Consider the following 14,402-nt stretch of genomic DNA (forward strand, 5'->3'; position numbering starts at 1 on the left):
AGAAATTCAAAGTTTTTACATTCTGTAAATCAAGACGCCAGTGAATCGATCAACTATAATGGTTGAAAATCCTTTTCTCAGCGTGTGATACTGTGAAGGTTTGCAATATCAATAATTCTCAGGAAGCTCGTTTATCGCTGAGCAGATGTGGAAAATCTTTCTTGAACTTAGCAATCTTCGGAGCAATCACAATAGAACAGTAACCGGCGTTGGGATTATTCTCGTAGTAATTCTGATGATAATTCTCTGCAACACTGTAGTTTGAAAGAGGCTCGATTTCTGTTACAATTGGATCTTCCCACAGATCAGATGAATCGGTTTTCTTCATCGATTCCTCCGCGATCTGCTTCTGTTCATCGTTCATATAAAAGATCACAGAACGGTATTGTGGGCCAACATCTGCGCCCTGTCTGTTTTTTGTAGTGGGGTTATGTGTGTGCCAGAAAACTTCGAGAAGCTCTTCATAAGAAATCACATTGGGATCATATTCCAGTCGCGCTACCTCGGCATGTCCTGTAGTTCCGGACACAACCTGCCGGTAGGTGGGATCATCAACGTGACCGCCGGCATAGCCCGACTCAACGGATTTTACACCAATTACTCGTTCATATATTGCTTCAACACACCAAAAACACCCTGCTCCAAATACAGCTGTTTCGGTATCATTCGCAGCAGTTTTATCAATATCTGTCATTCCAAAGAGAAGTATGGTTAGAATTAAAAAAGTATTCATTCTGAATAAATCTTGTTGATGTTTACTATTGTGGCAACGCATAATTTAGAAAAAACGTGCCACTCATCAACAAAACACTCTCGTTGTTAGAAAATGTTTACACTTTTGGCAAAAAAATATCTATCAAAATCTTTGTGCAACACACTTCTTGCAAGGCAATTAATCCTTTCCCTGAAGGAATTCATGTAGTAGAACAATTGATAATCGATAGCACTTGAAAGTCTAATTCTTAAAGAATCACTTTCTGGAAAATACAGGCATGATTTTCAAGGAGACAATACCTGCAAGAACGCTGCTTATCACAGCAATCATCAAAATAGAGTTCATGGTAACAGATTGATCCAACAGCCACCCAACTAAGAACGGACTCAAGGCGGTACTGAAAACCATCAAGGAAGCAAATGCGCTTTGAACCGTCCCAATTACTTTGGTGCCATACATTTCAGCCCAGAGTGCAGATTTGATAGTGCTGGAGAAGCCCATTGTGGCACCGATCAAACCGAGATAGACAAATGCGGCCCATCCTCCTGAAAAGAAGAAGCCTACCAGTAATCCAATGATCATAGGTATCAATAAAAAAGGGAATATCGTTTTGGCTGAGAACCTGTCGATGACCGGCCCGGAAAATAGGCCCGTAGCAATTCTCGTTGCTGCAAATGCTACAAACGCCGATGCGATTAGGGCAGCCGACCACCCAAGCTGATCCGCTGCGGATACCTGGTATAAAAACAATCCTGTGACCCAAAATGGCGGCATTAAGATTGCAGGAACCACATACCAGGTTCTTGCATCCCTCGCCAACAACTTGTATTGATCGCTTGCCGATGGTTTATCTTCTTCAATAATTTCATCATCAACGGCCGTTTTCTCGCTCCTGATTAAAAACCAAAGAACGGGGATGAAAAAGATGGCAATAACCATTGCAATTAACGCCCATGTGGTTCTCCAGTGAAACAGTACCAGTACACCTGCAATAATTGAGGGCAAGATCGCCTCACCCAGCGGATAGCCGATCCCGGAAATACTGAGAGCTTTCCCGCGGAGTTGATCGTTATACCGGGCCATGGTGGTTTGAGCAGTGTGACCACTCAAGCCCTGCCCTGAAAGACGGAGTAAAATAAGCCCGATAAACAACATAGAGATATGCCAGGATACAGCCATCACCAAGCTGGCAATTAATAATCCGATTGCCACATACATACTGTATTGGCGAAGTGGAATTCTGTCGATCCACTGACCCAGCCACGGTAGTGCAACGGCACTTGTTAAGGTTGCCGCTGAGTAGAGTGAACCGAATGTGGCATTACTCAAATCAAAAGCGGTGAGAAAATACGGCACAAACAGGGAGATCAGAAAAGTTTGCCCGAAGCTTGAAAAAAATGTGAATGAAACTGCAAATGAGAGAAGTCGCCTCTCTTTTCTGACAAATGCCAGGTAGGTCATAGAGAATCTGTAGTAATATTTATTTCTAAAATATGATGCATCATCGATCTTGACTTCATCGCCAAGACCTGAAAGCTGTCAGCTTTCTTTTTCTTGATCATAAAATACGGCTTCTAAAGCCGAAAATGAATGATTTACAATGATTTAACACGAAGCGCTACCATCGCTTAATACTCCAAATACAGGGCATTTTTGCCAGTAGAGGTTAGAAAAAATACCAGAGCAATAACAGAAATATGAGAATCCAAACGCCAATTTTAACGGACAACGGTTGCTTTGGAAATTCATATCCGCAGATTGGACAAACATCCGCATCTTTGGGTACGTCCATTGCACAACCGGGGCACTCTTTTGTTTTTTCTTGGTTACTCATCAGTCAATAATAAAAATTCATATCCTCTTAACCGAATCATAGTACATTGTAATTAGGAGTAATAGAGGGAGGTTACTATGGTAACTCACGAACATTCAAATACAACTCAAGGTCTGACGACTTCGCGAAATGTTATTGCTGCTATTTCAAGTATTATACCCGGTTTGGGCCATATTTATAAAGGTCAATACCGAATTGGTGCCGGTATAATGATTATAAGCCCGTTTTTAATTTGGGTCGCTCTAATCTTAGGATTTGCAACGGCCGGCATCGGGCTTCTTATTCCGGTATTCTTTATAATTGCGATTGCATGGCACGCATATCATATCGAAGATGAACGCAGACATCCCGGAGGAATCATTTAACGATTGTTTCTTCTGATCTTTATTGATAAGGATTGATTCTGCTGGAATCAAATGTAATAGAACTATGTTTTGATTTTCAATCTTGTTTAAGGCTTTCAATCCTTATTTTGTTATACTGTTTCTCAATCTGAAATGAGTTAAATCCTTTATGTCTCCAAGATTTATCCGACTTTTTCTTTTGATCGCTATCCCGTTGATTCTTTTGTCCATTTCATCTACCTGGATTTTTGAGTTGATGTGGCTCAATGAACTCGGTTATTCACAAATTTTCTGGACACTGCGTGGTACACAGGTAATCCTTACAATCGGCGCATTCCTGATTGCTGCTACATATTTTGTTACAAATTTTCGATACCTCGCAAGCCAACTAAAATATGTAAATCTAAATGCCACTCCGCTCCAGGGAGTAAACATTAATTTTTCGAGTGATTTTACCAATAAACGGATGAAGCAGTTTTTTACGCTGGCCGGTTTGGTAATTGCTCTTCTGTTTGCATTCAGCTTTTATATCCGATGGGATGAATCTCTTCGCTTTATAAGCGGAATTGAATTTGGTGAGGTCGACCCGCTGTTCGGTAAGGATATTGGTTTTTACATGTTCGACTTGCCATTCCTGAATGTATTGCAAGGGTCACTTGTTTCCATCTCATTCCTAACTTTGGCCATATTAGCTTTGGCATACGTTTTCACCGGGGAGTTCAAAGTTCAGTCATTCACAAATTTTGATGCCCGCGACAAGGTTCTCAACCACATCGCTGTAAATGCCGGAATCTGGCTTTTACTGCTTGCATGGGGATTCTTCCTGGATCGATATGAACTGCTCTTTAAGGCTGATGGAATTGTATTCGGTGCCGGTTATACAGATGTGCTGATACAGCTTCCCTCTATCTGGATTCTGTTTATTTTATCACTTCTTCTCTCTTTAATCTTTTTTCTGAACCGCTGGATTAAACTCACAAAATATATTCCGGCTGTTCTGGCACTGTTTTTTGCTGTGATGGTATTGGGCCGGGTTTTAATTCCCTCCTTCGTTCAACAGTTCAGTGTTGAACCAAACGAACTGGAACTGGAAACACCATACCTGGAAAAAAATATAGATATGACCCGGCTGGCGTACAATCTTGATGACGTCCAGGAAATTGAGTACGAAGCAGACGACACCCTTGGAATTACCGACATCCGTAACAATCAAGATGCCGTTGATAATATCCGACTATGGGATCCGCGGCTTCTTATAGGTACTTACAAACAACTCCAGGAGATTCGATCCTATTATGAATTTTACACTGTAGACAACGATCGCTACACTGTAGATGGCGACGTAAAACAGATGATGCTCTCGGCCCGGGAAATTGCAAGAGACCTGCCCAGCCAGTCCGATACATGGGTGAACCGCCATATGCAATACACACACGGGTATGGAATGGTGATGAGTCCAGTAACGGAAACCAATAGCCAGGGCGAGCCCATTCTGATGGTACGAAATCTGCCGCCAGTATATGAAAGCGATGATCTGAGTGTAGAAAATCCCGCCATTTATTATGGCGAAAACAGTTCAGGCTACTACATTGTGAACAGTGGTGTGGAAGAACTTCACTACCCTGAGGGGGATGAGAATGTTTATATCCATTATGATGGCACGGGTGGAATTCCGTTTAATAATATTTTCAGAAAACTTCTGTTTGCCTGGGAATTGAGTGATATAAACATTCTGCTCTCGGACTATATTCAAGATGACAGCCGTCTTCAAACCTGGCGAAGCGTGCAGGAGCGGATCAACAAAATCACACCTTTTCTGCAGCTCGACAGTGATCCATATCTGGTTCTCAACAACGGAAAACTCTACTGGATTCAGGATGCATACACCACTTCCTCTTATTTCCCCTATTCCGAACAGTACGAGGGACAGTATAACTACATCCGAAATTCGGTAAAAATTGTAATTGACGCCTATGAAGGTTCCGTAGATTATTATGTAATCGATGAAGAAGATCCTGTTTTGAAAGTATATGATTCTCTTTTCCCAGATTTATTCAAACCCATCTCCGATTTGCCCGATGGAATGGAAAATCATTTCAGGTATCCACAGGATCTGTTCGAAGTTCAGATTAAAACCTATTCGCGATATCACATGACCGCTCCCCAAGTCTTTTACAACCAGGAAGATCTCTGGACACGCCCTAATGAAAAGTATGGCGGTCAGCAACTGATCATGGAACCGTATTATGTGCTAGCCCGTCTTCCCGACGATCCCAACCTGGAGTTTATGCTCATCAGTCCGCTCACACCGGAGAACAGGGACAATATGATCTCCTGGATGGCAGCCAAATCCGATGCTGCAAATTACGGCGACCTGATTGTTTATAAATTGCCTAAAGAGCGGTTGATTTACGGACCTGCTCAGATCGAAGCCCGCATAGACCAGGACCCGGAAATCTCCCGGCAAATTGCACTTTGGGACCAGAGAGGGTCACGCGTAATTCGCGGAAACCTGATGGTGATTCCCATCGAAAATTCATTCCTCTACGTTGAACCTGTTTTTCTCTTGGCTGAAGGAGTGGATATTCCACAGCTTCAGCGAGTCATTGTAGCCCTTGGTGATGATATAGCAATGCAGCCGACCATTGAAGAAGCTATTTTTGACTTGTTCGGACAAGACGCCGACTTTATCGTACCGGAAACAGCAACCGAATTGGCGCAACGGCAAATTGCCGCCCAGGCATCCGGCGACAGCCTAATGATAGATCCTCAAATTGCTGAACAATTGGATGAAATCCGATCTATCTGGGCTGACTTGAGAACAGCCCTCGAAGATGGTGATTATGCTCGATACGGCGAATTATTAAATGAGCTGGATGGGCTGATTAATGATAATTAAAGTGTAGAGATCCGCGAAGACTGACTGAGGCTTCGCGGATCTATTAATTGCTGAAATGGCGCAAGTGTCCTCGCTTGTGCCTTTTTGCTTGTGTATTGAGCTGGCGCAAGTCTCCAGACTTGTGCCTTTTTCAAACATTAATAATCATTTTATAACTCATTTCTCAGCTTTGACACAACATCCTGTGCCACCTGCATCCCGATAGCAATTCCCATACCACTTAATCCGGCTGCAGCCCAAACGTTCGTTTCAACCTCTTTTATGATCGGCTCCTTATTCTCCGTCATTCCCATGATTCCACTCCACTCCATATCAATCTCAAAGTCAGAAGGAATCCTGAGAACATTCTCAGCAAAATCGATCAGGTAATTTTTGATGGTTTGATTCGTCCCAAACTGATCCGTTGTTTCATCATCCATCGACTGATCGCGCCCGCCACCTAATAGCAAACGATCTCCCAAATCTCTGAAATAAACGTAACCTTCGTTGTAGTGGAAAATTCCTTTCCATTCAAAATTCTTGACAGGTTGCGTGATAAAAATAAATCCCCTGGCCGGCTTTACAGGTATCTCCGCCAGTTTTGATATGAATCCATTGACTGCAAGCACCATTTTTTTGGGCGTGATTTCAAAAGAATCATTCAATACGGCACGATTTGATTTCACCGAAGTAACAGGGCAATTCCACCAAATTCGTACACCCGCCTTCGAAAGCATTTCATGTAGATGCCTCATCATCCTGCCACTGTTGATGGCCCCCTCCACCCTGTTTTTTATCACCGGGTAGCCCTGGTATTTTGTTGCTGAATATACATTCTCCAAAGCCAGGCGATTTTCCAGGATTTGATTGATTCGATCAATCTGATCACTTGATTGCTTAAATTTCTTTTCATCCGTAAATATTTCATATCCACCTGTATGGATATAATCCATATTTTCGTCACCGATGGTTTTTCTCAACAGTTTCAATCCATTCCACCGTCGTTCTATTCGATTGAATACTGTCTCTTCTCCCGCTTTTTTGATATCAGCCAGGTGCTCTGAAATAGAACCAATACACGCAAAACCAGCATTTCGCGTACTCGCTCCATAAGGCGCATAACCTCGGTCCGCAACAACTACATCGTGATCAGGATATTTCTCCTTATAAAAGAGTGCCACCGATGCCCCGACAATTCCTGCACCTACAATAAAGAGATCGGGTGATTTAAGCCATTCTTCACGTTCCCAGAAGGAGAATTCAGGTACTGTTGTTTTCATATAAATTACTTACAGATCTGTTCAAAAAGATTTTATCGGTCTGAAAAATACCAAATTTCAAATCCCAAAAACATATACGGCTGAATGCATTAGTCTGAATTCAGAACTTTTTGGAAATGGATGCTTGTTATTTTGAATTTTCAAAGCAAGATTCACTGATAGTAATAATAACGAGTGAGAAAAATCTATGCCTGTTAGCAATCTTGCATCAAAATCAAATGTGGATAACTTTGTGGAAAAGTTGTGGGAAAGTAATTGAGTTTGGGTATTGACAACGATTCAGAAATTGTGCTAATTACTATTGAACACACTTGGCAAGACCACTACGGTGAGAATGTCGATAGGCCGAAACAATAGTCCGCGGCCTTTTTGTGAATCTCTTTCGGACAGGAAGAATGATCAGATGTGTTACGGGCGCTTTTTTTATTTGCGCCTGCCAAACTTTTTATTCTACGACAGACTTCACTTACTCGAACCGAAGCTCCTGCTTCGGTGTGGCGAATAGAAGCTCAGCTTCTTCAAAATTTAATGTCTAATCAGAAGCAGAGACCTTCGGATCGAGGAACTCTCCCTTTCAGGGGAGACATGATTTCTCAAATGTTCTTGAGACATCAAGAGGAGTGTACTTGCGATGCAAGGTCATCCCCCGAGTTCACCTTCGGCTCGAAAAAAACTGGTTCAAGTTTGTAACTTGGACCCATTCACAGGCATTCATGAACTCATACTGGTTCAAGTTTGCAACTTGGACCCATTCGCAGGAATTCTTGAACAGGATGATCAACCCCAAAGTTCTCACGACATTCGTCGTGCTCACATTCCCCTTCAAAGGGTATTTTCCTTAACTCAGAATATATTCCTCGGGGGCAGTTACCATCTCACCGGTTTTGGTCGCTTGTTCAGCGAGAAGAGTCCAAACCGAAGCGTTGTATCCTTCTTTAGTCAGTTTTTCAGGAGCAATTCCTTTTCTGATGAAATTTACAAACCCTTCCAGGTAGAGAAGCGTATCATTCATATCATACTCAGGTGTGATATATTCACCGCCCATCCTAACGGGTGAATTCAGAACCCAAGTAGCACCGCCAATCGGAATGGCCTCATTCTTGTTCTGCTCAATACATTCTACCAACTTTTGCATAGCCGGCGGTTCGGGCGGATTCTCCTGGTACTGCATATTTGATTCTAATTCCAGCGTACCGTCATTCCCCATCACCTGGACCTGTACGCCATTGTGCTTATTACTGGTGATACAATCATATACAAAATGTATGTTATCAGGATATCTGAATATCAGGCCGAAATTGTCATACACTTCCCTTCCGTCATCAAAATAGTTAATACTACCGCTTCCCATGACCGATTCAGGCGGCGATCCCAAGACCCAATTAGCTACCTGGAAATGATGAGAACCAAGTTCTGATATCATCCCGGCGGACAGATCTTCGTAAAAACGCCAGTTGAGCCGTCGATCCAACTCTGTTCCGCGTCCCCCCGTATTATCATAAAAAACCCAATCTGTATTTCGGGTCCACCAACCACGCATCATTACCAGCGGCCCCAGGTCCCCACGCTTAATTTTTTCCATCGATTGCAGGTATACCGGGTTGAAAAGCCTCTGGTGTCCAATCAACAAAATTTTATCCTCTTCAAGATGTGTTTCGTACATAGCTTTTACATCTTCGAGGTGACGAGCCATCGCTTTCTCGCAGTACACATGTAAACCTGCCTGCATCGCATCCATCGTCATTTGAGCGTGCTCATAAAGTGGCGTGGCAATCACAACACCGTCCAGGTCCACTTCTTCCAGCATCTCTCGATAATCAAGAAAAGCCTCGGCGTTCCCGCCGGTCAGTTCTATGGCACGATCATAATGTGGTTCATAGTTATCACAGACAGCGGCGATCTCAATATTCATGGTTTTCTCAAGCTCCTGGAGATTTTGCACTAATCCCGTGCCTCTTGATCCCACTCCGATTACTCCAAGGCGAACTCTGTCGGAAGCGTCCTTTCCGATGGGTGCCGGATTGTTGAAAATTGAAAACCAGGGCATTGTAGACGTCATGATGGATGATCCGGCTAATGCTGCCGTCATTTCGAGGAATTGCTTTCTGTTGATGCTCATGGGAGTGTCAGTTTTTAATTTTGCCTTTTCTTAAATTATTCTCAGTCATTGCAAAGGGAAGAATGAAGTGAATAGAGTGTGGCAATCCCTTTTTCGTTGTTTTGAGATTGCATTGTTATTCTCCTATTGACTTAAATTCACTTACCTCCGGTTTTTCCGGTTCATAATCAACCTTTATTATTTCAATATCATCATATTTTTCCATCAGTTCACGAATTTTTTCGTCTGATAAAAGCAAACAAGCTGTGGATAATATTTCTGCTAAAATTGGAGAACGTGCAGAAACACTTGCAGCTGTAAAATTTTCATGCGGTTTGCCGGTTTTCGGATTAATAATGTGTGTATGGTTCTGTAATACACCCTCATCATTCAAAAAGAAATTACTGGATGTAGAGACCGATCCGTTGCTCACCTCAAACTCATGAATCGAATTCCCGGGATTTGTATAATCATTGATCCCAATTTTCCACGCTCCACCCGCCGGATGTTCGCCCATCGCCAATACCGAACTCTCACCAAAACTGATAAAAGCGTCTTTTATTGCTGAGCTTTCAATCATCTGTTTTATCTTTTCAAGAGCATATCCTTTACCGAACCCACCCAGATCCAATTCCGTATTCTCATTTTTAAAACCAACGGTTTGATTCTCCTCATCCAACTCTACATGCTGCATTCCAACGGATTCTTTAACGGCTTGAAGAGTTTCATCAGGTTGATTGTCCTCATTTTTCCAGTAGTCCATTAAAGGGCGGAGTGTGATATCAAAAGCACCGTCGGTCATTTTCCAGCCATATTTACAGGCACTTAAAATCTCAAAACATTCGTCATCCGTTTCAACATCAGCCTTAAAAGCTTCGCGATTAATTTTTGAAATTTCACTCTCCTTTATAAACCTGCTTAGTCGAGATTCAATTCGGTTCACCTCATCCTTGATCTTCTGAAAAAGCTCATCACCGGATCCATCTTCCAGTTCCGGAATCAACACAAAAAACCGCGTGGCCATTGCATAAAAACCGTTTCTGTACAAGTTGAGCGTTTTCGACATTTTTATGAATAGAGTTTTTTGGAAGAATAAAAATCGTCAGAAATATATTTTGACGGATTGATCGCTGAATGATTCCCACACGAATCATAAATTGCTTCTACAGCCGCCAGGGATAACAAGGATTCTTCACCGGATACAGGAGGTTCTTTGCCCTTTAAAATTGCATTCACAATTTCATCATACTGCTTCAAAAAGAATTCTTCATCACTTTCATGACTAAAATCAGTACTTGCTTGTTTATCCTCTAATTCCAGTTCAAATTGATCTCCCCTCAACACAGCTGTCCCCTTTGAACCATTTATTTCTATAGTGCGGGGTTGAGCCGGAACAATCGAGGTAGATGCCTCAAAAATTCCCAGAGCTCCATTTGCAAATCGCAGGGAAGCGATGAGATTATCTTCTGCCTCAATTCCCTCGTGTGTTAACGTATCTTTCATGCCAAAGACACATTTCAGATCTCCTAAAATCCAGATTAATAGATCGAGAGTGTGAATGGATTGATTGATCAATGCTCCGCCGCCATCCAGTTCCAGGGTTCCACGCCAATTTGATCCTTTATAATATTCCTGGGTCCTAAACCATTTTACCGTTCCGCGGGCCATCACCGGCTTACCGATTTTTCCTGAATCTACCGCATCTTTTAATTGCAACACAGCATTCGAAAACCGGTTTTGATAGATTACAGCCAGCTTCACTCCATTTTTCTTGCAGGCGTCCACTAACTTCTGCCCCCGATCTACTGTAACCTCTATCGGCTTATCAACCACTACATGTTTTCCGGCTTCTGCAGCCTTTATTCCAAAATCCATGTGCGTTCCGCTTGGCGTACAGATGCTTACCGCATCGATATCATCCTGCTTGAGCATCTCCTCGAAATCGGCAAACATCCGGACATCAAACTCATTTGAAAATTTATCCCTGTTTTCCTCTGTGCGGCTGCTTGCAGCCACCAATTCAGCATTCTCAGCATCTGCGATGGATTGAGCGTGTCTGTAAGAGATTACACCTAATCCAACTATTCCAAATCTTAATTTTTTGGAGTGATTACTCATTATTTCCGGTTGATTTCAATTAAAATTTTCCATCCATTCTTTAACTTTTTCACTTCCTTCCTTCGGAGACCAATCTGCAAAGTATTTATCCGTCTCGGCATCATAAGGGCCTTTTTTACACTCAAAGAGAATCGTATCGTCCTCCAAAACGATGAATGAATGCCAGACTCGAGGTTCAATGTCTACGACTCCCGGCAGCGGTTTTGAATTTACTTTATGGATAGTCATTAAACTCCCATCTTCATCGAAAGTATAAAACCGAATGCTTCCCTGAATGATAACCAAAGATTCCGAGGCATGATCGAGCGGATGTTTGTGCGGACGTATATAGGTTCCCGGCTGAAGGAAATTGATCATTCGCTGAACTTTCGCATCCTGTTCCCGGTGGATGGGAAGTATTATTCGCTTTCGATCACTTTTACGCGATTCCCTCAACCCACTTTCAATCATCTCTTCTGATAATTGAAACAGATCACCGGATACATTATCGAACGCCAGCTTTGACATATCTAAGCTCCAAGCGCAAGACCGGCCATCAGTGCGGCACCGGTTTTGAAAGCTCGCTCATCAATGTTGTATCGCGGATGATGCCAGCTCCACTTTGAATCAGCCTCATCACTTCCCGTTCCCAAAAAGAAAAATGTTCCGGGAAACTCCTGCTGATAAAAAGCAAAATCCTCGCCTGCCATCACAGGTTTTTTCAGGTTGATCACATTTTCATCCCCTAAAATTGCTTTTGCGGCATTCACTACATTTTTGGTACAACCTTCATCATTCAGAACAGCAGGGTAACCCTCCACAAAATCAAAATCATAGGTGGCACCGGCACCTTGTGTTGTACCTTTAATCACCTCTTCCATTCGTTGTTTGATGAATCGCGCCGTTTCCATAGAAAAAGCCCGAACAGTTCCCAGCATTTTTGCCCTCTCAGGAATTACATTAAATGCTGATCCCGCCTCAATTTTTCCTACTGTAATCACTGCCGGTTCTGTTGGATCCATCGACCGGCTGACAATCGTTTGAAATTGAGTGATGATTTGAGACGCCAACACAATCGGATCAACAGTTGTATGCGGGGTAGCGGCGTGGCCGCCCTTCCCATGAATGATCACTTCAAACTCAACAGTACAGGCCATCAGAGGTCCCGGTTTTACGGCGACCTGGCCCGGTGAATAATTAGGATTGGTATGAAGTCCATACACTTCCTGAACGCCTAACTCCTGGAGTGCCCCGGTTTCAGTTAGTTCTCGCCCACCACCCGGCAGTTTTTCCTCACCGGGTTGAAAGATCAGGACTATAGTTCCATCGATTTCATCCTTCAGGTCGGTTAAAATTTTTGCCGTACCCAACAGGTTGGCTGTATGCCCGTCGTGTCCGCAGCAATGAGCCGCACCCGGTCGTTCAGAAATGAATTCTGCTTTTGCAGCTCCCTCCTCCTCCATTGCAAGGGCATCGATATCGGTTCGAAGTGCAATCACCCGATCCGATCCATTTCCACGGATCACTCCAAGGCACCCCGTTTCCATCGGTCGCTGTGTTTCAATTTTCATTTTTTTGAGCTCATGAAGAATATAATCAGTGGTATCAAACTCTTTGAAACTCACTTCCGGGTTTTTGTGGAGATGCCTCCGGATTTGAACCATGTACTCAAAATATTCATCTGTTTTCTGTTGGATTAGGTTTTGTAAGTCAGTTGTCATGAAAATTGTATCTAAAATGTTCTGGATCTTTTTCTTCTGAAAAATACAGATTACCGGTTGCCTGAAATTTCCAATTCAATATAATAAAAAGAGATCTTAACGTATTCTTCATCTGTGATAGATAGTTTTGTGTATAGACAAAATATTTGAGAGTTGAAAAGATCGAATAATTCTTCGGCTATTATCACACCAAGATGAGACTTTATCAATCGGTTTTATTTTTATTGACATTTTTTTTCATACAGTTTTACCCTCATCAAACGTACTCACAGACAGACTTAGAATTTGGCGGGTATCTTCAGGCATGGTATATCGCAAATCATGATGAAGATGTTCTTTATACCTCCACGGGAAATTTGCCTGTTTTAAATGTTCAAACTGAACACAGCTCAAGCTTCAAAATCAGGAGAGCTCGTCTCACTGCAAAGGGAACAATTTCAGAAACCTTTAGCATACGTTCCTGGGTTGAATTAACAGCTGAAAACAGGTCTCTGCTTGATCTTTACCTGGATGCAAAACTTTCCGAAAAGCTTACCCTTAGATCTGGTCAAATGGTAATGCCCGGACAATCTTATGATACCTCTCGACATTTCTCCTCAAAACTGTTATTGGTTGAACGCCCCTCAGTGACTACAAAAATATCATCCATGATGGGATATAATGCTTTTCGGGATGTAGGAGTCGTTGCATTCGGTACTCTTGGAAAATTGTGGTACGGGATCCAGATCAGTAATGGTTTGGGTCGAATACATCAGCCCGGTTTCACTTTTTTTGACAGAAATTTTGGCAGCGGGTTGATTGGTGGTAGAGTTGATTATGAAATCATTGAAGGGGTTGAACTGGGGGCACATCTGTCTACTAATCAGCAACGAAACCTCATACAACATGGCTCGGAACCGATTGATATTAACAGAACATCATGGTCACTCCGTGCATCTTTTGAAAATCTACTCCTCACCGGATTCTTTGCCAATGCCGAGTATATCTCTTTCAATTCAAATGACGATAACTGGGAGATCTCTTCAACTCCGGGTGAGCCATTTTCTCTTTCGGGTTTTTATGCATTAACGGGATATAACATTACTCAAAATTGGAATATTTCAGCTCGTTTCGATCAGTTGAAGGGAAATTCGGATAATTTTTCCTCTAACCAATACACCTTTGGTGTTACGCGCCTGATACATCTCGACAGTACTGAAATTGCCAGGCTCCACCTGGATTACTCCTTTAGCGAATCCGGACCGATGAATCTTAACGAATCGATGGTTGTTCTCGCACTCCAGCTAAAATTTATTCCGTAGTTTGATTCGGTTTTTCTGAATACAAATCTACATATTGTTACGCGTTTACCATTTAAAAGTATCTTTATAAAGAACCTGCGAGAGTCCGACAGGTCCTCGCAGAGTTCGACTTCATGGCAAGGGACTCTTTCAGG

12 protein-coding genes are annotated in these 14,402 nt (G+C 42.6%); 3 read left to right on the forward strand and 9 right to left on the reverse strand.

Annotation, left to right across the window (positions count from 1 at the left end; translation table 11 throughout):
• Positions 1–118 precede the first annotated feature (118 nt).
• From msrA to L6773_RS21785, 3 genes are all read right to left on the reverse strand, one after another.
• Entirely contained in the window at positions 119–694 is a 576-nt protein-coding gene (gene msrA, locus L6773_RS15305; protein WP_369431586.1) for a peptide-methionine (S)-S-oxide reductase MsrA, read from the reverse strand.
• A gap of 276 nt (positions 695–970) precedes the next feature.
• The gene (locus tag L6773_RS15310) at positions 971–2,176 is read right to left on the reverse strand and encodes an MFS transporter (RefSeq protein ID WP_237855316.1); all 1,206 of its coding nucleotides are present in this window, start codon (positions 2,174–2,176) and stop codon (positions 971–973) included.
• A gap of 205 nt (positions 2,177–2,381) precedes the next feature.
• Entirely contained in the window at positions 2,382–2,549 is a 168-nt protein-coding gene (locus L6773_RS21785) for a zinc ribbon domain-containing protein (RefSeq protein WP_369431585.1), read from the reverse strand.
• 77 nt (positions 2,550–2,626) lie between these two features.
• Between L6773_RS21785 and L6773_RS15315 the strand changes: the two genes are divergently transcribed.
• Entirely contained in the window at positions 2,627–2,914 is a 288-nt protein-coding gene (locus L6773_RS15315) for a hypothetical protein (RefSeq protein WP_237855317.1), read from the forward strand.
• A gap of 148 nt (positions 2,915–3,062) precedes the next feature.
• Positions 3,063–5,792, forward strand: a complete 2,730-nt coding sequence (locus tag L6773_RS15320; RefSeq protein WP_237855318.1) for a UPF0182 family membrane protein — start codon at positions 3,063–3,065, stop codon at positions 5,790–5,792.
• A 149-nt stretch (positions 5,793–5,941) separates the two neighbouring features.
• On the opposite strand, the gene L6773_RS15325 is transcribed toward L6773_RS15320, so the two are convergent.
• The 6 genes from L6773_RS15325 to L6773_RS15350 form a co-directional block, all read right to left on the reverse strand.
• Entirely contained in the window at positions 5,942–7,051 is a 1,110-nt protein-coding gene (locus tag L6773_RS15325) for an NAD(P)/FAD-dependent oxidoreductase (protein ID WP_237855319.1), read from the reverse strand.
• Between the two features lie 838 nt (positions 7,052–7,889).
• Positions 7,890–9,170 carry a Gfo/Idh/MocA family protein gene (locus tag L6773_RS15330; protein ID WP_237855320.1) on the reverse strand — a complete coding sequence of 427 codons (1,281 nt, stop codon included), beginning with the start codon at positions 9,168–9,170 and terminating at the stop codon, positions 7,890–7,892.
• Positions 9,171–9,285: 115 nt separating this feature from the next.
• The gene (locus tag L6773_RS15335; protein ID WP_237855321.1) at positions 9,286–10,215 is read right to left on the reverse strand and encodes an FAD:protein FMN transferase; all 930 of its coding nucleotides are present in this window, start codon (positions 10,213–10,215) and stop codon (positions 9,286–9,288) included.
• Positions 10,216–10,217: 2 nt separating this feature from the next.
• Positions 10,218–11,267 carry a Gfo/Idh/MocA family protein gene (locus tag L6773_RS15340; protein ID WP_237855322.1) on the reverse strand — a complete coding sequence of 350 codons (1,050 nt, stop codon included), beginning with the start codon at positions 11,265–11,267 and terminating at the stop codon, positions 10,218–10,220.
• Between the two features lie 15 nt (positions 11,268–11,282).
• Entirely contained in the window at positions 11,283–11,774 is a 492-nt protein-coding gene (locus tag L6773_RS15345) for a WbuC family cupin fold metalloprotein (RefSeq protein WP_237855323.1), read from the reverse strand.
• A 2-nt stretch (positions 11,775–11,776) separates the two neighbouring features.
• On the reverse strand, positions 11,777–12,967 hold the full coding sequence (locus L6773_RS15350; protein WP_237855324.1) for a M20 metallopeptidase family protein: 1,191 nt from the start codon (positions 12,965–12,967) through the stop codon (positions 11,777–11,779).
• Positions 12,968–13,191: 224 nt separating this feature from the next.
• On the opposite strand from L6773_RS15350, the gene L6773_RS15355 reads away from it, so the two are divergent.
• Positions 13,192–14,268: a porin gene (locus tag L6773_RS15355; protein ID WP_237855325.1), complete on the forward strand. Its 1,077-nt coding sequence runs from the start codon at positions 13,192–13,194 to the stop codon at positions 14,266–14,268.
• The last annotated feature ends 134 nt before the right edge of the window (positions 14,269–14,402 follow it).

It is taken from the genome of Rhodohalobacter sulfatireducens (genome assembly GCF_022012475.1).
Lineage (GTDB): Bacteria > Bacteroidota > Rhodothermia > Balneolales > Balneolaceae > Rhodohalobacter > Rhodohalobacter sulfatireducens.

Coding starts and splice junctions, on each gene's coding strand:
- L6773_RS15350 (WP_237855324.1), bottom strand. CDS start 12,967: ATGACAACTGACTTACAAAACCTAATCCAACAGAAAACAGATGAATAT.
- L6773_RS15310 (WP_237855316.1), bottom strand. CDS start 2,176: ATGACCTACCTGGCATTTGTCAGAAAAGAGAGGCGACTTCTCTCATTT.
- L6773_RS21785 (WP_369431585.1), bottom strand. CDS start 2,549: ATGAGTAACCAAGAAAAAACAAAAGAGTGCCCCGGTTGTGCAATGGAC.
- msrA (WP_369431586.1), bottom strand. CDS start 694: ATGACAGATATTGATAAAACTGCTGCGAATGATACCGAAACAGCTGTA.
- L6773_RS15315 (WP_237855317.1), top strand. CDS start 2,627: ATGGTAACTCACGAACATTCAAATACAACTCAAGGTCTGACGACTTCG.
- L6773_RS15325 (WP_237855319.1), bottom strand. CDS start 7,051: ATGAAAACAACAGTACCTGAATTCTCCTTCTGGGAACGTGAAGAATGG.
- L6773_RS15335 (WP_237855321.1), bottom strand. CDS start 10,215: ATGTCGAAAACGCTCAACTTGTACAGAAACGGTTTTTATGCAATGGCC.
- L6773_RS15330 (WP_237855320.1), bottom strand. CDS start 9,170: ATGAGCATCAACAGAAAGCAATTCCTCGAAATGACGGCAGCATTAGCC.
- L6773_RS15340 (WP_237855322.1), bottom strand. CDS start 11,267: ATGAGTAATCACTCCAAAAAATTAAGATTTGGAATAGTTGGATTAGGT.
- L6773_RS15345 (WP_237855323.1), bottom strand. CDS start 11,774: ATGTCAAAGCTGGCGTTCGATAATGTATCCGGTGATCTGTTTCAATTA.
- L6773_RS15320 (WP_237855318.1), top strand. CDS start 3,063: ATGTCTCCAAGATTTATCCGACTTTTTCTTTTGATCGCTATCCCGTTG.